The 18018-nt window shown below is 62.8% G+C and carries 14 protein-coding genes; 2 read left to right on the plus strand and 12 right to left on the minus strand.

Going from position 1 to position 18018, the window contains the following annotated elements:
* Positions 1-407: 407 nt before the first annotated feature.
* Together ABLA28_RS02180 and ABLA28_RS02185 are read left to right on the plus strand one after the other, a co-directional pair.
* Entirely contained in the window at positions 408-1022 is a 615-nt protein-coding gene (locus tag ABLA28_RS02180; RefSeq protein ID WP_347712348.1) for a DUF4303 domain-containing protein, read from the plus strand.
* A 146-nt stretch (positions 1023-1168) separates the two neighbouring features.
* On the plus strand, positions 1169-2434 hold the full coding sequence (locus ABLA28_RS02185; RefSeq protein ID WP_347712329.1) for an ankyrin repeat domain-containing protein: 1266 nt from the start codon (positions 1169-1171) through the stop codon (positions 2432-2434).
* Between the two features lie 135 nt (positions 2435-2569).
* Here ABLA28_RS02185 and ABLA28_RS02190 read toward each other — a convergent pair whose 3' ends face one another.
* The 12 genes from ABLA28_RS02190 to murF form a co-directional block, all read right to left on the minus strand.
* Complete coding sequence (locus ABLA28_RS02190) at positions 2570-3367, minus strand: polyphenol oxidase family protein (protein WP_347712330.1); 798 nt, start codon at positions 3365-3367, stop codon at positions 2570-2572.
* Between the two features lie 22 nt (positions 3368-3389).
* The gene (locus tag ABLA28_RS02195; protein WP_347712331.1) at positions 3390-4724 is read right to left on the minus strand and encodes a folylpolyglutamate synthase/dihydrofolate synthase family protein; all 1335 of its coding nucleotides are present in this window, start codon (positions 4722-4724) and stop codon (positions 3390-3392) included.
* A gap of 998 nt (positions 4725-5722) precedes the next feature.
* The gene (gene ftsZ, locus ABLA28_RS02200) at positions 5723-6898 is read right to left on the minus strand and encodes a cell division protein FtsZ (protein ID WP_347712332.1); all 1176 of its coding nucleotides are present in this window, start codon (positions 6896-6898) and stop codon (positions 5723-5725) included.
* A gap of 135 nt (positions 6899-7033) precedes the next feature.
* Entirely contained in the window at positions 7034-8317 is a 1284-nt protein-coding gene (gene ftsA / locus ABLA28_RS02205) for a cell division protein FtsA (RefSeq protein ID WP_299299074.1), read from the minus strand.
* Positions 8318-9091 (minus strand): hypothetical protein, encoded by a 774-nt coding sequence (locus ABLA28_RS02210; RefSeq protein ID WP_347712333.1) that lies wholly within the window; start codon positions 9089-9091, stop codon positions 8318-8320.
* 21 nt (positions 9092-9112) lie between these two features.
* The gene (gene murB / locus ABLA28_RS02215) at positions 9113-10120 is read right to left on the minus strand and encodes a UDP-N-acetylmuramate dehydrogenase (protein ID WP_347712334.1); all 1008 of its coding nucleotides are present in this window, start codon (positions 10118-10120) and stop codon (positions 9113-9115) included.
* Positions 10121-10220: 100 nt separating this feature from the next.
* Positions 10221-11630 carry a UDP-N-acetylmuramate--L-alanine ligase gene (gene murC / locus ABLA28_RS02220; protein ID WP_347712335.1) on the minus strand — a complete coding sequence of 470 codons (1410 nt, stop codon included), beginning with the start codon at positions 11628-11630 and terminating at the stop codon, positions 10221-10223.
* Positions 11631-11779: 149 nt separating this feature from the next.
* Positions 11780-12817: a UDP-N-acetylglucosamine--N-acetylmuramyl-(pentapeptide) pyrophosphoryl-undecaprenol N-acetylglucosamine transferase gene (locus ABLA28_RS02225; RefSeq protein ID WP_347712336.1), complete on the minus strand. Its 1038-nt coding sequence runs from the start codon at positions 12815-12817 to the stop codon at positions 11780-11782.
* A 16-nt stretch (positions 12818-12833) separates the two neighbouring features.
* Positions 12834-13985 carry a putative peptidoglycan glycosyltransferase FtsW gene (locus ABLA28_RS02230; RefSeq protein WP_347712337.1) on the minus strand — a complete coding sequence of 384 codons (1152 nt, stop codon included), beginning with the start codon at positions 13983-13985 and terminating at the stop codon, positions 12834-12836.
* Positions 13982-15358 carry a UDP-N-acetylmuramoyl-L-alanine--D-glutamate ligase gene (gene murD, locus ABLA28_RS02235; protein WP_347712338.1) on the minus strand — a complete coding sequence of 459 codons (1377 nt, stop codon included), beginning with the start codon at positions 15356-15358 and terminating at the stop codon, positions 13982-13984. Before murD ends, ABLA28_RS02230 begins: the two co-directional genes overlap by 4 nt.
* A 73-nt stretch (positions 15359-15431) precedes the next feature.
* Positions 15432-16379, minus strand: a complete 948-nt coding sequence (locus ABLA28_RS02240; RefSeq protein ID WP_347712339.1) for a phospho-N-acetylmuramoyl-pentapeptide-transferase — start codon at positions 16377-16379, stop codon at positions 15432-15434.
* On the minus strand, positions 16376-17785 hold the full coding sequence (gene murF / locus ABLA28_RS02245; RefSeq protein ID WP_347712340.1) for a UDP-N-acetylmuramoyl-tripeptide--D-alanyl-D-alanine ligase: 1410 nt from the start codon (positions 17783-17785) through the stop codon (positions 16376-16378). Before murF ends, ABLA28_RS02240 begins: the two co-directional genes overlap by 4 nt.
* Positions 17786-18018 lie beyond the last annotated feature (233 nt).

Raw genomic sequence — 18018 nt, forward strand, 5'->3', positions numbered from 1 at the left:
GCTGCGGGGCAGGGAGACGCAGAAGCACGCTCCAGGCTGTATGCTTTGGACAGCGACAAGAAAGATTGATCGCCCCCTTTAGGACCGTAAGTCTCAGAACCGTCGCCGGCTGTCAAGTCAATACGAAACAGCCGGAGGCGTTTCATGCGTCACAAGCCCCGAAGATTTACGGCCGCCCTGATCGTGTTCTCCCTGTTCTTTCAGCTTCCGCCTCTCCCCGCTCTTGCGGGCGGAGGGAGGCGCAACGTCCGCCGGCGCGGCCCACATCACCGCACCGGCGGACATGGGCAAGGACAGGCTGAGGCACTGCAAAGGAGAATCTGAATAATGAAACCCTTTCCGTACGATGAGTTTTACCCCGTGTTCATGGAGGAGCTCAAATCCATATTTTCTCGTTTTCTCGATTTATCGAGCGGAACAGGGATAAGAAACCCTATATTTTTGCCCTGACCGTTCGGGAATGGATGTCTTTCAACTATTTTGAATGCTATCATCTCGATGCAAACGGCAATACCGCGGTTGATTTTGAGTCTCAGGGAATGGGAAGCTTGGCAGAACTCGATTCCCGTCTTAAAGAATGGGTCGCCAAGAGGGAAGCGGACGGAATTCCACTTGACAAAGAGACCAAGAGACTCCGCAAGTCTTTTGGCATTGCTTCCGGCGTTGTAGACTATAAATATTCGGTGGAGGAATGGATAAATACAGCGTTTACGGATAACGATTTTCCTAAATCAGATTCCATGATATTGGCTTACATTACAGAAAACGAACAGAACATTACGGATGAAGAAAAATACACGGAGGAACTTACGAAATTCAAGATTGAGTTTTTTAATTTTTTGATAAAGTGCCTGAAGCAATTGCGGGACGAGAAATATTTCGAGTCGGTATACCCGGAAAGGATTCTGATAGATTTTCAGGTCGAAGAATACTATGATGACGAGGAAAAAATGATACATATTTTCGAGGAACTGAACACGAAGGAAGAGGCAAAATTATTCGCGCGGTTTTTGTATGGTTAGAACTTCCCCGATATATCGCACAGGCAACCAATCCTAAAATTCCGGTCACTTGACAATGGAGCTGTAAATACTCCTTGACTTTCTTACACGGGTCAATGAAAACATCGCTTCAGGGTGGTCTGTCGGGGGGTGGGAAAAATGCCCTGATGGACCACGTTTTGTCTATCATCCTGAGATATAAGGCGGCAGAGATGAATTTAACGGAGTACTTGAAGCAAATCGTAAACGACGAGCAATGGGATTATGAAAAGGACTGCGACCTCTCCGCTCGTGGCATAACGCCGGATATCGTTGACGAGAAGCTGCTCTTGAAGGTCGCATCTAAGCTACACAAACAAAAGGAAAGGGAGTCCTTTTGGGAGGATCTGCTCGATTATTTGCCGGAAAAATCTTTAACTCAGAATGTATTTGCTTATCTTTTAGGAAATAAAATTGCGCTGGTCTCCCTGGCGCACAGGCGCTCCGACGATGAGAGATTGAAGAAGCTGATCCCGTATGCGGAAGAAGCGCTGTTTACATTGGCAAAACGATATTATGGACAAAGCGAATATTATCCTTCGGATTTCGACGGCGAGAGCAGATATTCCGCCGAGGATTTTGCCGGCTTCCTCTGCGAGTATTATTACGACGCGTTATTGGAGCAGCTGAGCTCGCTTAAACCGGATGATCCGGAAAAGGAAATGATACTGTTTTATTTCTACTCCAAGAAGCATCGCCCGGATGTCAAAAAACTGATTGAGTCGAGGTGTCCGGAGGCAACAAACGAACCGGCGACCATTCAATCGGCCTATGAAAGTAACGACCCCCTCCGCTTTCTTGCTTTGTCGAGGAATCTGTTTGTCACCACAGACATGTTGGAGTCATTGGGAAATGTGTCCGACATGGAAAACGCATCGTGTATAAGGAGCAATGCTCGAAAGACGCTCTCGATCAAAAAGTACCTGGATTCCCATGAGGGAGCACCTCAGATCACGACCAACAAGGCGTACCAGGACCCTAAAAAGGCCGCGGAATGCATGACAGCACCGATGCGTGCCGTATGGCAGGACAACCCCGGCTTTCATCTCCTCAACGAGTCGCTTGCAGCTGGCGTGGATGTCAACGAAAAGAATGTATACGGCATGACGGCATTGATGTATGCCGCGTGGCGGGATGTCCCCAGCATAGAGGTTGTCGGCGTGCTCGATGCCGGAGCGGACGTGAACGCGAAGGACGAGGATGGCATGACGGCGCTGATGTTCTCCGTGTGGGGGGATACCCCCAATGTCGAGGTCATCGGTACATTACTTGACGCGGGGGCGGAGGTTGACATGAAGGATCATGCGGGCAAGCGGGCCATCGATCACGCGCAGGCGAACGATAGGCTGAAAGGGACGGACACGCTCAAACGTCTGGAGAACATGAGCAGGTAACCCGAACCTCAGTCGAGCAGGAAGACAATCGATGCGAAAGGATCGTCCACTTGAGGCGGCGCGGAACGCTTCAACTCCCCTGCTTTCCGAAAGCGCCTCCGATTCGGCCCCTCCTCCTCGAAACGAAAAAACGCCTCAGGCCGGTCGCAGGCGGGCGTGAAGGAACATCCTGTCCTCCCGGTCTCCCCCTCTGTAGGAATAACAGACCTCCCGGCGCTCGAAGGTATCCAGACACGAAACGAAGATGCGGTCCTGGTCGATCCCCGACTCCATCAGCTGCAGCCGAAGCTCTCCCGCGATGTCGAAATAGAAATGCCCCTCCATCTCACAGACGTTCTCGGCACGGAAGGCCTCGAGGCCCCGGGCCGTCCACTCCTCCATCGTGCGGGGATAATTGCCCCCGCCGATGCAGGGCCCCACCCAGGCGGAGGACGAGCGCACGGCATCGGCCCCAAAACGTCTGGCCACCTCGTCGAGCCCGGCGCGAACGATGTTCTGCACCGTTCCCTTATAACCGGAGTGCATCAGGAGCACCCAGGGCGTTCCGGCGGCGGCCCATTCCCCGGAGGGCATGACCACCACGGGGGCGCAGTCCGCAAAACGCAGCGACGCCTCCAGGCCGGGACTCGTCAGAAGGACCCCGTCGGCCTTGGGCGTAAGGGGCAGGACGTTCTCCGGCACGGAATCGAGGATCGAGACCCCATGGACCTGATGGGGCGCAACCAGCGGAAGGGGCTCGCCCAGCCAAGGGGTCAGGCGCTCCCGGATAACCCCGGCCCTCCCGCTCGAGGCATCCAGCAGCCTCCCCCTCATGAACAGCCGGACCTCCGCAAACGAGACATCCGGCAAGAATTCCAGGGCCGTCTGTCCGTCCCGCTCCGTTACCGCGAAATGATCCGGGGTGCACCGCAGGCGTCTCGACAAGGGATCCATCTTCAACCATCCTTCTCCCGCTTCATTCATTTTTCGGCCCCTGCAGCCTGGGACGAATCCAGCCGATCAGGTAGAGGCTGCCGCAGACGAGGACGACTTCGTTCTCCGCCGCCGCGGCCTCCACGGCGTCGAGGGGGGAATCGAAGGGACATGGGGCGTTCCGCCACGAAAAGCCCTCGGCCGCCTTCAGGAGCCCGGCGGGCTCGAGGCTCCTCGAAAGCCCGGGGACGGCCGTGACATAAAGCGCCGGCGACAGGCCCTGCAGCAGGGAAAGACAGGCTCCGTACTCCTTGTCCCGCATGGCCGCGTACACGATTCCGACCCTGCGGCCCGGCCAGAGTTCCCGGACGCTCTCCACCAGCTTCCGGACCCCGTCCTCATTGTGCCCCCCATCCAGGACGACGAGAGGGGCTTTCCGCACCACCTCCAGGCGGCCCGGCCAGAAGGCGGCCTCCATCCCTTCGCGAACGCTTTCGGGGGTGAGCCGGGGAAAACGATCCCACGTCCGTTCCAGGACCGACAGGGCAAGCGCCGCGTTGGACACCTGATAACGTCCGACCATGCGAATGCGAATATCCCGAAGGGACAGGCTTTTTCCGATGAAATCGAAGGAGCATCCGCAGTCCGTCACACGGACGTTTATCGCCTCGGAATCCTCGGAGACGACGTAGGGCAGGGCTCCCGCCCGGGCACAGAAGGACTTGAAGAGCGGGATCAGCCCGGCATTATCCCCCAGGCAACAGGCCGGAACGCCGGGGCGCACGACGGCAAATTTCTCCCCCGCGATCCTCTCGAGCGTGTCCCCCAGGTATTCGGAGTGATCCCTGGAGATGGAGGCGACGACGGAACAGACGACGTCGCCCAGCAGGTTCGTCGCGTCCAGCCTTCCCCCCAGGCCCGCCTCGACCACTGCGACGTCCGCCCGTTCCTCCGACGCGAGGCAAAAGGCCGCCGCCGTGACCATCTCAAAATAAGAGGGGGGATCCGCCTCGAGCGACGAGTCTCCCCTCACGGCATCCACAGTTTTTTGAACCGCAGCCATCCATCGGTCCGCAGCGAGTGGGCGCCCCGCAATCAAAAGGCGTTCCCCGGGGCTCTCCAGGTGAGGGCTGCTGTAAAAGGCCGTCCGGTATCCCGCGGCCCGCAGGACGGACTCCAGAAAAGCGCAGGTCGAGCCCTTGCCGTTCGTCCCGACCACATGCAGGGCCGGATAGTCGTCCTGAGGGTTCCCCAGGAGCTCCAGAAGACGCCTGACCCGCTCCAGACCGGGGCGAATCCCCGGGGAGGCCGCAAGGGCCAAAAGCGACTCGACATCGCCGAAGTCCTCCGCCCCCGGGACATGGACCTCTCGAATCATGATGATGCTCGCTCCTTCTTTCTCGGGACGCCTCCGTCAATAAGCGAGCGGAGGGATGGAAAACGCATCGGGGAAACCTTCCTTATGGAGGCGCGAAGCGAGGGTCAACGCATCCTGCCGCGACGAACCGGCCTGAACCACGACCCTGTGGAACCGGACTCCGGACAGGATGGAAACCTTATAGCCGGACTGCGACAGTTTCCGCGAGACCTCGGAAGCGGACTCCTTGGTCGAGAATGCCCCCACCTGCACGCGCCATGGCGGACTCTTTGGATTGGGAGCCTGCTTGGGCGGCGCCGGGGGCGCCGGGGGCGTTACCGGAACCTCGCGCCGCCTGGTCGGGGCAGGCCCGGGTTCAGCCTTGCGGGCAGTTCGAGGCGAAGGCGGGGGCGAGGCTTTTGGAGGCTCGGCCGGAGTTTTCCGGGACCTGGGGGGCGGCGAGACGACGACATTCACGCGTTTCCCCGCAGGTCTGGGCGCGTCAGCATCTTTCTTGGGCGAGACCACCTCTCTTCTGGGTGCTGCCTCTTTTCTTGGCGCTGCCTCTTTTTTGGGCGAGGCTGCCTTTTGGCCGGCCTTTTCGGACGAAACGTCCCCATAAGGGATGGCCAGGACGTCCAGGGTCATGGTGACCCTGCGCTGCCCCAGCGGTTTTCCATTCAACGCCGCATCCGAGGAGGCCCCGGCGAAGGCCGACGAGTCCCCCGTTCCCTCGGGGGACGGGGGAACGACCTTCCGTTCGCCCGTCTCCGCCTGCGCCGCTCCGGGTTCGACAGGCTGGCGGTTTCGTGCCAGGAGTACGGCGTTTCGATCCACGCGGACTCCGCTCACGAAGAACAATTTTCCGGCAACGACCAAGAGGCCGATCGCCACAATACCCACGAACGGCAACATGATATCCCCGAAGGATATCGAGACCCCTCTTCGTTTATAACGCCTGCTTTCTCGTGAAGCCAATAGTCCGACCCCCTCACTCTACGTCGAGAAGCCCGAAGTCCTTACTCCTGCTGGCGCTTCCGGTAGATGGCGGGCAGATCGTAGGCCGTCTTCGGGACCCCTCGAAACAGATCCGTCTCCTCCTCCCCCGGCGCCTGCAGCCGGGCCTCCTCGAAGCCGTTCCCCTCGTTCTTCCTGGAGCTGAAGAGCGAGGAAATCGTCCGAACGGATGGAGAGGGGACTTCCTTCCTGGACTTCTCCACAACCGGCGCCGGCTTGGCCTTGCTCTCCGGGAATCCCGTCGCGATGAGGGTCAGACGGATGGCGTCCCCAACCTCGTCGTCGATGACGTGTCCCCAGATCACCTCGGCAGTGGGATCGGCCGTGGACTTGATGACCTCGGCGGCGCGGGCCATCTCGGCGAGCGTGACGTCGGACCCCGTCGTCACGTTGAAAAGGATCCCCTTGGCGCCCTGCATCGGAACGGACATGAGCGGGGACTTGATCGCCGCCTTGGCGGCCAGCTCGGCACGGCTGTCCCCCTCCCCCACGCCGATTCCCATGATCGCGGACCCTGCGTTGCGCATGACCGTCTTGATATCCGCAAAATCGAGATTGATGACCCCCGGTTTCACGATCAGGTCCGTCACGCCCTGGACGGCCTGACGCAGGACCTCGTCCACCATCTGATAGGCGTCCACCAGCCGCAGCTTCTCGTCGGCCAGTCCCAGAAGCCGGTCGTTCTCGACGACAAGCAGCGCGTCGACGTTGTCCTTCAGGCGGGCGATGCCGTCCTGGGCCGTCAGAAAACGCTTCTGCATCTCGAAGCTGAAGGGAAGGGTCACCACGGCGACGACGAGGATGCCCATCTCACGGGCGATATCGGCGATGACGGGAGCCGCTCCGGTCCCCGTTCCGCCTCCCATGCCCGCCGTGACGAAAAGCATGTCCGCTCCCTCGATGTATTCCTTGATGCGATCCATGGACTCCTTGGCGGCATCCATCCCCACCTGGGGGTTGGCCCCCGCTCCGAGGCCGCGGGTCAGCTTCTCACCCAACACGATTTTGTTGGGAGCCTTGTTCAGGGCCAACGCCTTGGCATCCGTGTTGGCCGCGACGAATTCCACGCCCTCCAAACCGGAGTTGATGATGTGGTTCAAAGCGTTGCCGCCGCCGCCGCCCACCCCGAAGACGATGATGTTCTCCCGCTGTTTTATGGAATCAGTAAGCTGAAACATTTGAGTCTGCTCCATCGATAGTCCTCCCTGCCGATCTCCGAATCCGACGTTTGGCCCCGTGCCGCTTCGGCCATTGCCTCCTCGTCAAGAAACACGAATCGTCCTTAAAGTTACGGTTCAGGCACTCGTCAGCCGTCAAAACAGGTCTTTGATGTTTTCCCTTATTTTATCCAGCATATTTTTCATGTTCCATTTAGGCCCCGACGACGGACTTCGATAGGGCTCCACGGGCTCTTTGACCCCGGCCCTCGGCAGCGGGAGCAGCTCCGTCTGCGGCGGTTCGATGAAAAGATGCGGATAACGCCGGTGGTACAGAATATACCTCAGAAGCCCTGCCGCACTGACATAGCTTGGGTCCTCGCGGCCGGGGGGCATGGGGTAGAGCGCCCCTGGGTTTGCGATGCGGACCGGCATACTCAGGATATCGGAGAGCATCTCCCCAATCCCGGGAGTCCCGGCGACGCCTCCGGACAGGACGACGCCTCCGGGGAAGAGCTGAGGGTCGCACTCCCGAAGCGCCTCCCGAACATGATCCACAAACAGCTCCTCCACCCTGGCGCAGATCACGTCAAGGGCCAGGCCGACGTCGATCCCCTCGCTCCGAAGCGTCTCCTCCTCCTCGGTGAAAAGGCGTTTTTTGAGATCCTCCGCCTTCTCCAGCGAGATCCGAAGCACTCCGGCAAGATCGTTCGTGATGTGGTCTCCACCGATGGGAAAACTCCGAATCTTGAAAGGCCGGCCGGCCTGATAGAGGACGAGGCCCGTCGAACCGCCCCCAATGGACAGGGATACGGTCCCGATGCGCATCTCCTCGTTCGTCAACGCCCCCAGGGAGGAGGCGAGGGGCTTGATGACCAGGCCCTCCACATGTATCCTCGCATCCTCGACGCAGGTAATGACGTTCTGCACATAGGTCTTTGGGACGGAAACGGTCTGAAGCGCCATCTCGAGGCGCATCCCCGTCATATTGAGAGGCTCGTCGACCGAACGGTCGTCCAGAAAATAACGGACCGGGATCGTATGCACGGAGAGCGTGTTCTTGGAGAGGGAAAGCCGACTCTGAGCGGCTTCGATCACCCGATCCAGATCCGGGATCTCGACCCGGCTGGGCTCGCGTCCCCCCAGCGCCACCATCCCCTCCGTCATGACGCTGTTCACCTCCAGGGAGTTGAACGCAACGACGGCCGACGTCAACTCCTGTCCCACGATGTTCTCGGCATCTCTCACCGCGTTCAGGACGGACTCCGTAGCCTCGTTCAAATTGACGATAACGCCCTTTGAGATACCGCGTGAAGGGGAGCATCCCACGCCGATCACCTGGACGGAATCCTGGTAGCGCGGGTCCCTTCCCGCCACGATAACGGTGACTTTCGTGGTTCCAACGCTAAGTCCGACTAAGATGTCCGTCTCCCTATGCAATTATTTCAAACTCCCTTCGTTTGGCCCGCCGGGTAGATTCCGCAACAATATCTTCCCTTCGTAAGTGGCGTCGATCCTGTGATTGCCGGCTTCCTTCGCAAGCTTCTCCAGGATGTCCCCCAACATGGCCCCCAGCTCCTGGCCGCCATATTTGCTCCGTTGTATCAAGAGCTCGAATTTCTGTTTTCCCCTCTCGAGGGTCAAACGGTAGAGTTCGGCCCCGGCCCTGCGGTCCAGGACGATCTCCTTCACGGTGCCGAACCACGGATAATCCTGATATTCCTGCAGAAACGCGGCGACAGCATCAATCGATATCGGGGACGAAAAGACCCCCGACGGCATGGGCCGCACATCGTCGCTCAACGAAGCCAGGTGCCAGACCGGCCCTTTCACCTCCAGGCCCCCGGGCGATTCGCCCGAGTCCGAAGCATCCCACATGCGGCCCTCCCGCGAGATGCACCACAGCCGGCCGCGCCACTGCACCCTCAGCCATGGCTTCAGCCATTTCATCGTGGTGACGAAACGGCCAAACCCGTCCATGCGGGTGGACACGGTCACAGGCGAGGCACGCTCCAGAAACTCCTTCACCCTCTCCGCATCCCGAAGGAAGAAGAGCCAGAAACGCACGCTCCGCGCCGGAAGGATCTTCCAAAAACGCTTCTCCAGAGCCTGATTGTCGGCCTCGATACGGCAGCCCTTCAGCGACATCCACTCGTTGTACTCGTAGAGGCGCCAGACTCCGCCGAGGAACATCACGAACAGAAGAAACTTCATCCGACGCAAAACACCGCTCCCTCAACAAAAAGTTTCCCCGTAAGGACAAGACCGGGGAGCCCGGCACAATGCGTTCCTCACATCCGGGGCAGGCTCCTCATCCCAGGCGGGTTCCCATCCCAGAAACCGGACCTCCGGCTCGAGCAGGACCCCCGTGCGCTCGAACACCCTGCGCCGGCAGGCCCGCAGCAGGGACAGAACATCCCCCGCCGTCGCACGGCCGCGGTTCAGGATGAAGTTGGCGTGACGGTCGGACACGACGGCATCCCCTATGGCCATCCCCTTACAGCCGCAACGGTCCAGAAGACGTCCGGCGCTCTCGCCGTCCGGGTTCTTGAAGCTGCAGCCCGCGCTCCTGCCGCCATGAGGCTGTATCCTCCGGGCGGATCGGAAGCGCTCCAGGCTCTCCTCGATCTCGGCCCTGGGGGCGGGGCCCAGGATCATTTTACAGGATAGGAGCAAACGCCCCGGCTCCGAGAGAGAACACCTGCGATAGGAGCAGGAGAACTCCCCCGCCCTCCACCTGCGAAGAGTCCCGTCCGGCTCCGTGGAGAGCACCTCTTCGAGCCCGTCACCGACACTCCGCCCTCCGGCCCCCGCGTTTCCGGCGACAGCGCCGCCCACGGTCCCGGGGATCCCCAGGGCAAACTCCAATCCCGTCAAGCCCCGTTTTGCCGCGGCAGCCACCAGGGAGGCGAGACCATATCCCGCCTGCACGTCCGCCACAACGCGATCCTCCCGCGGCAGCCACCGGACGGCGCTCCATCGGCGGGTCGAGACGACGACGCCCGGAATCGGTCCGTCCGCGAAGACGACGTTGCTCCCCCCTCCGACGATATGAAAGGGCACGCCTTCCCGATGGGAAAACCGGCGCAGGACGAGGAAGTCCTCGAGCTCCGTTGGCTCGGCGTAACACTCCGCCCATCCCCCCACCCCCAGGGTGGAGAGGGCCGACAGGGGCCTGTCCCGTTCCACGGGACAATGCAACAATCCCTGCAGCGCATCCGCAAGCCCCGCTCGGCTCATCATGAGGTACGCTCCAGGCGGCTCAACCTCGCCATAATTTTCTCCATTATATTATAGTATAGTCCAAGCCCCCCTATCGGCAAAGGCAAGGGGCATCCCCCCTTCAGTCCTTCGTCCCCCCGCCGGAGAGGAAAAGCCCGCCCAGGCGGGATACGCTGCCGGCCCCCAGGGTCAGAAGGACGTCCCCCTCCCTCAGGAGGGAGCCCAATGCGGAGAGTGCGTCCTCCTCCCCCTCGCAGAGGCGGCAGGGATGTCCCTCCGCCCTCAGCCTGTCCGCGATGCCCCGGGACGAGACCGAAGGGACGACGGCCTCCCCCGCTCCGTAGACGGGCAGCAGCAGCACGAGATCCGCCTCCCGCAGTGCGGCGGCCAGAGGCCCCAGGAAAGCCGCGGTACGGCTGTACCGGTGCGGCTGGAATACGACCACGAGACGGCGGCCGGCGTGAACCCTTCTCATCGCTTCGAGGGAGGCCGCTATCTCGGCGGGGTGGTGCGCGTAGTCGTCGATGACCAGAACCCCGTTCCGCACCCCCAGGGTCTGGAGCCGCCGTGCGGCGCCTCGAAAGGTCCTGAGCGTATCGGCCGAGGTCCGGAAGGGAACCCCCAGCGCATCGGATGCGGCCAGGGCGGCCAGGGCGTTCAGCACGTTGTGCTCTCCGGATACGGACATCTCGAGGCGCCCCAGGTCCTCGCCCCGGCGGCACACGGCAAAGGAGACGCCCCCTCCCGGCTTGTGCCGGAGGTCGAAGGCCCCCCAGTCCCAGGACCGTCCCCAGCCATAACGGAGGAAGGGGCCCCGGGCCTCGGCCCCCGGGATTTTTTTCATCATGGCCTGAACCCCCTCGTCCTCGGCGCAGGCCACGAGCGGCGCACCGGGCTTCAGCCCCCCGACGAAACGGACGAAAGCCTCCACGACATCCTCCCGGGACTTGAAGTGATCCACATGATCCCAGTCGATGTTGGTCACGACCGCAAGGGAGGGATGAAAGTATTCGAAGGAGCCGTCGCTTTCGTCCAGCTCGGCCGCGAAGAGGGGGTTGTCCCCGAGGCGGGCGTTCGTCCCGATGTCCCGAACCTCGGCGCCGATGTAGAGCGTAGGGGACAGCCCCGCTTCCTCCAGGATCAAGCCGATCATGGACGTCGTGGTCGTCTTCCCGTGCGTCCCCGCAACACCAACCCCCCGGGCCTCGTTGAAAAACCAGCTCAGGGCCTCTCCGCGCCCGACCGTCCTGATGCCTCTGCGCCTGGCGGCGGCGAGCTCCTCACAGTCCCCATCCACGGCGCTGCTGAAGATCACCAGCTGCGGGTCGAACCTCTCGAGGTGCTCCCGGGAATGTCCGGCCGCACACGGAATCCCCAGAGCCTCCAACGCCTTTACGCAAGAGGATTCATGCCGCAGGTCGCATCCGCTGACCGCGTTCCCCATGGACGAGAGCAGCCGGGCGAGGGAACTCATTCCCGACCCGCCGATCCCCATGAGATGAATCCGTTTTGCCCCCGCGAGTTCCGACATGATATCCAAAACGCTCCTATTTCATAAAGCCCCGAACCGGTTGCCCCGCCGGGTTCCATTTAATTTTCTGCCGCAAAGCCCTCCGGAGATGTCCCGGACATCAGGGGTATTGTACCAAACGGCCTCTTCGACATATTCCCGACATATGCCTAAAGGGGAAGGAGCGCGCGAAGGGCGAAGCAGGCATCCGGAGCCCCATCCACAGCGCCTCTTCCTCTTTCGAGCAGCCTCTCGAGCGGACTTTCCAAAGGCTCGCTGCCGCTCTCCCTCCATGCGATTCCCCCGCCGGCCTCCTCGAAGCAGCGTGCGTTGCGTTCCTGATGCCCCTCGGCGGCCCTCTCCCAGGGAACGACCACGGCGGGGATGCCCCAACTCAGGGCCTCCGCGAGCGTCGAGCCTCCGGCCCTGCAGATCAGGACGTCGCACAGCGAGTAGAAGGGGTTCATGTCCCACTGCCTCCCCACGAAACGGACGTTTGGAGGGAGGTCGGGCCCCGGCGGATCCCCCAGGAACAGGAAGATGACGTCATCGCCCTTCCTCTCGAAGAACGCGGCCGCGGCAAGCGCCCGTTCCACGAGATCCCTGCTCCCGAGGGAGCCGCCCGCGACCCCGACGACCCGCCCCCCTTCGGGGAGCTCCAGCGCCATCCGCTCCCGGGCTCGGGAGGGCGAAAGCCGTTCCGGCGGCCTCACGGGGATTCCGACGGGGAGGAATGACGGCACCCCGTCGCATGCCCTCCATCCCGAGGCCACGGCGGCGCCCCACCGGGCGGCCAGGCGGGTAACCCGGCCTGCAACGGCGTTCTGCTCGTGGATGACGACGGGGATCCTCCCGATCCTGCAGGCCAGGAGAGGGGGCAGCGAGACATACCCCCCGAAGAGGACGCAGACATCGGGCTTTTCGCGAAAAACGCATCGGGCTGCCGTTCCCAGGGATTTGAGGAGGGCCAGGGAGCGAAGCAGCATGCGAACCGGCGACCGTACGCCCAGGGGAGACCCCTCTATGGGGAGTCTTTGAGGCTCTATCCCGAAGGAGGCGTAGATCTCCCTCTCCAGGGGGCGGCCCCCCGCGATGTAGGAGACCGATGCCTCATGGCGCGCCTCCAGCCACCGCCCGAACACCACTGCGGGGAGGATGTGCCCCCCCGTTCCGCCCGCAGCGATCAGCACCCGTTTTTCCCTCAGCATCCCGCAAGCTCCCCGTTCACGAAGCCCTCCGTCCTCCGGGACGTTTTTCCTCTCGTTCCTCCTCCCGGGACGAGATCCTGTTGACGCTCAACAAGATCCCGACCTTCGCCCACATGAAGAGCATGGCGCTGCCCCCCGCGCTGACGAAGGGAAGGGGGATGCCCGTGAGGGGCATCAGTTTCATGACCCCGCCGACGTTGATGAACATCGGACCGATGATCGACGTCGTCAACCCCAGGGTCAGGACGGAAAGAAACGAATTGGGACAGCGCCGGTAGATCCGGTACGCGCGAATCGTCCACACCGCGTAAAGGGACAGGAGGAACAGGGTGCCCGCAAGCCCGAACTCCTCGCCGATCGCCGGGAAGATGTAGTCCGTCTGTGCCGCGGGCAGGTACTCGTCCTCCTGGAGCCCCTTGCCTATCCCCACCCCGAAAACTCTTCCGTTGCAGAAGGCGACCAGCCCCTGAATGATCTGAAACCCCTTGTTCATGGGGTCCGACCACGGGTCCCAGAAGGCCAGGAAACGCCTCATCCTGTAGGGCTCGATCATGACGAGGGAGGCGAACAGCGCCACCATGAGAGCCCCGCCCAGCAGGGGATATCTCCAGCCCCTGTTCTCGACGTGCATCATCAGGCAGATCAGCGTCACGAGGATGGTCCCGCCCAGGTTGGGCTGAAACAGCAGGGGGAGGATCGACAGCAGCAGCACCAACATCGTCGGACGCAGAAAACCCTGAAACCCCCTTCTCCGCGACTGGTTCAGACGGTCGGCCAGAAAAAGAGGGATCACGAACAGCAGAAACTCCAGCGGCTGAAAACGTACCACCTTCAAGTCCAGCCAACGCCGGGCCCCCCCAACCCGGACGCCCAGCCCCGGGATGAGGGTGCCGACGAGCAGGAGCAGTGCGATAAACCACAACAGGCCGCTCCAGCGGCGAAGGCCGCGCAGAGAGGAAAAGGCGCAGAAGGACATCAGGCCCAGCCCCATGAGCAAAAAAACGCACTGCTTCACGATCTGGGAATAGGGCGATCCCCCCGTCATGCTGTTGCGCAGCGACAGGGAGGCGATCATGACGAGCCCGCACAGGCTGAGGACCAGAGGGATACCCCAGATCAGCCACGGTCCGCCGCCCTTCAGGCGCTCCCCCTCGTTGAAGGCGGTCACGGCTCGACCTTCAGGCCGCGGACGATGGAACGGAAGTGATCGCCCCGCTCGCCGTAGTTCGCGTACATGTCCCAGCTGGTGCACGCCGGAGAGAGGAGGACCGTCATTCCCGGGCGCGCCAGCTCCCTGGCCGTCAGAACCGCCTCCTCCATATTCTCCGCCATGCGTATGGCCGAGAACCCCGCCTTCCTCAGCGCGTCGGCAATGGCATCCCGTTCCTCGCCCAGCAGGACCGCCGCGTCCGCCTCCCGCGCCACGGCCTCGGCCAGGGGGGCGTAGTCCTCCCCCTTTCCGCGCCCGCCGAGGATGACGACCTTGCGCCCCTCGAGGGACGTCATGGCCGTCACGGACGCGGCGACGTTCGTCCCCTTCGAGTCATCGACGTAGACGACGCCGTCGACCGACCCGGCGTGCTCGCAGCGGTGGGGCAGAGGGGCGAACCCCTCCATCAGGTCCCGCGCGGGCAGGTCGATCCCCAGGATCCTCAGCACGGCCAGGCTCATCGCGACGTTCTCGCGGTTGTGCCCCCCCAACAGGGAGGTCTCCGAGTAGCGGAAGAGCGTCCGTTCCGCCCCGTCCCGTATCAGGCTGGCCTTGTCGGCGTCCATGAAGATGTGCCCGGCCATACGGTGGACGGGGGTCCGGCTCCAGCTCAGGGTCAGCAGCCGCTCGGCGTCGGCGGCGCCCAAGGCCTCCACGTCCCGGTCCTGCACGACCCCCCAGCCCGAGGGGGCCCGCAGGGAGAGTACCCTGGCCTTCGCTTCGACATAGGCCTCGTAGCTGCCGTGCCAGTCGATATGGTCCGGGGCCAGGTTCGTGACGACGGAGACCGCCGCGGAGAGCACGGACGCCCGGGCCAGCTGGAAGCTGCTCAGCTCCAGCACCACGGCGTCGAAGTCCCGGTCCGTGAAGGTGGACGCCGCCGTCCCCAGGTTTCCGCCGACCCCGACGTTTCGCCCCGCCCTTCGGAGCATGTGCCCGATCAGGGAGGTCACCGTGCTCTTTCCGTTGCTTCCCGTCACGGCGACGAGTTTCCCCCGAATATGCGGCGCGACGAGGTCCAGCTCCCCGATCAGGGGAATGCCCCGCCTCTTTGCGCCCTGCACCACCTCGGCACGGGGCGGGATCCCCGAGCTCAGCAGCAGGGCGTCGGCCTGGAAGGCCCTCTCCGTATGCCCCTCCCCCTCCCAGTCGATCCCGCTGCGCCCAAAGAGGTCCGAGGCCGCCGAGGAGACCGGCCCCGCCTCGGACACGAAAACGCGCGCCCCAAGACGCCTGGCCATCAGCGCCAGCTCCCTGCCGCTGATCCCGGCCCCGACGACCGTAATTCGCTTCCCCTTCACGTTCAAGCCATCCAAGTTCACGCCATCCATACCGCTTTCTCCTTAAAACCGAGGCCCTTATAAATCCTTCCCCTTATAGATTCTTCCATTCGGGAACAAGGCCCTACCTGCCGAACAGGGCTGTGAAAAGCGCCGAAAGCCACAGGGACCCGACGGCCTGGACCAGCCAGAATCGCATCGTAACCGAGGTCTCGTCCCATCCCAGGCGCTGGAAGTGATGATGCAGCGGGGCCATCAGCAGAACCCTCCTGTTCAGCTTCCTTATCGTAAAGATCTGCACCGCGGAGGAAAGCAGTTCGACGCCGAACAGGAATCCCACCGGAATCAGGGCCAACAGCCTGCCGTTCATGACGCAGAGGGCCGCGAGGGCCCCCCCCAGAAAATGCGCTCCCGTATCCCCCATGAAGGTCCGGGCCGGATGAAGGTTATAGAACAGGAAGCTCGACGCCATCGCAAAGAGCAGGACCATCGCCAGCGCGTTGAAGCCCGAACCGTCGGATGGAAGCAGAAAGGCCAGGGCCCCGAGGGCGATCAAAAAGCACCCTCCCGCCAGCCCGTCCAGACCATCCGTGATGTTCACCGCGTTCATCATTCCCGAGACGCCAAGGACCGCCAGGGGGAAGACCAGCCACACCGGCCCCGGGATCCCGCTCCAGAGGGCCAGACCGCCGCGAAGGTGGACGACGAGCGCCCAGGCTCCGCACACGACGAGCTGGACCTTCAGCTTGGCGAGGCTCCGAAACCCCTCGCTGGATTTGCGGAAAAACTTCATCCCATCGTCGACCAGCCCGATGGCGCCTCCCGCGATCGGCAGGGACCAGAACACGAGGGCCTCGCTTCCCCATGTCGCGAGGAGGGCCAACAGGGCCATGAACAGGAAGACGCATCCCCCCATCGGAGGGGTCGCGGCCTTGATCTCGACGTCGATTCCAACCCCGTAGCTCTTTTGAGCCTGTCCGACGCTCCAGCGCCGCTGGACGCCGATCCAGACATGCTGCAGGAGGAGCCCCAGGAGAAAAAAGCCGCCCCCCCAGACGGCGATCTCCATCATGAAGCCTCCCCGGGGCCGTCGGAGGAAACGGGCTCCGCCGCGAGGCCCTCGACGACCCTCTCGAGCTCCAGGCTGTTGGAACCCTTCACCAGGCTTCCTGCCCATTCGGCGGCCCTCGCGGCGTCCAGGGCCTCCCTCCAGCCCCCAACGAAACGGCGGTTCGGCTTCTCCTCCAGGGCCCCGCGCCAAAGCTTCCCCACCAGCACGGCCTCGTCCACCCCGTCGATCAGGGGCTCCAGCTCACGATGGTATCGTACCGCATCCGGCCCCATCTCCCGCATCTCCCCCAACACGACCATCTTGGGCGTCACGGACCGAAGGGACAGGAAGGTCTCCAGGGAGGAGCGCATGGAAAGCGGATTGGCGTTGTAGGCGTCGTCGACGACGAATCCTTCCCGCCCCGCGGCGGGAAGGATCCTGCCGCGCCCCTTGATTCCACGAAACCCCTTGAGGGCCGCGGCCCCTTCCCTCAGGGGAATGCCCAGCCGGCACCCCGCCGCAGCGGCAAAGGCCAGGGGCAGGGCCAGATGTCGCCCCCACAGGCCGGAACGGATGCATGCCTCGTCCCCGCCGCCCCGAAGGCGGAAGGTGAGGAAGGGCAGGACGCCCTCCAGGGTAAAACGGGGTTCTTCGATGAGAAAATCCGCCCCATATTCCATCCCCACGGAGTCGACGGAGGGCCCCGACAGGCCAGCGGCGGCCCCGCGAAGCAGGGGATTGTCGAAGTTGTAGAGGAAGCGGCGCAGCCGCCCGGAGCCGGCGATCTCCATCTTGGCCCGCAGGACCCCCTCGACGGACCGGAACCCCTCGAGATGGACGGGCGCCACCTGGGTCACCATGGCCGTCGTGGGAGGGAAGAGCTCGGACAGCTCCGCGATCTCCCCCGCCTTGTTGGCCCCGAACTCCAGGAGCAGCAGCTCCGCGTCGGGCGGCATGGCCAGGACCGTCGCGGTGCATCCGATACGGGTGTTCAGGCTCCGGTCCGCCGAATGGACCCGGAAGCGCGTCCTCAGGACGCGCCGCAGGGCCTCACGGGTCGTCGTCTTCCCCACGCTTCCGGTCACCGCGACGACCTCCTCCGGCGCAGTCCGTCGGAGGTAGGCCGAGGCCAGCCGGGCCAGGTCCCGCTCGGGGTCCTCCAGCTCGACGCAGGGAACGGCGGGGTCCTCGGGACGCTTGCCGCGCCGCACGACGATCAGGGCCGCGCCCTTTTCGAGCGCCTGAGGGACGTACCGATGACCGTCCGTCCGCTCCCCCTCCAGGGCGACGAAAACGCCCCCCCGCTCCACGTCGCGGCTGTCGGTCGCGACGTGAGCGGGAAAGGGGATCCCCTCGACTCCCCGCCCCACCTCCGCTCCGATCAGGGCAAACATCTCGCCCACGGAAAGCCTGGCGCTGTCCTCCATCGTCTTCCTCCCGCCTCGAATCATGGAAGCACTGATTAAAACAAAAATGCATATTTTACTAAGAATAAATACGCAAAATCTCTATAGACAAAAATCTTCAGCGCTTCCCTGAAAATTAACATGGGGGCTTCGCCCCCACCCCCCACGCCACTATCCTGATAGTGGCGGCCCCGGCAAGTTCCCTCCTGAAAACAGGCAAGCTGGGGTACCACAGGGAGGCTTCATAGATAAAG

Source organism: uncultured Fretibacterium sp. (assembly GCF_963544685.1).
Taxonomy (GTDB): Bacteria; Synergistota; Synergistia; order Synergistales; family Aminobacteriaceae; genus CAJPSE01.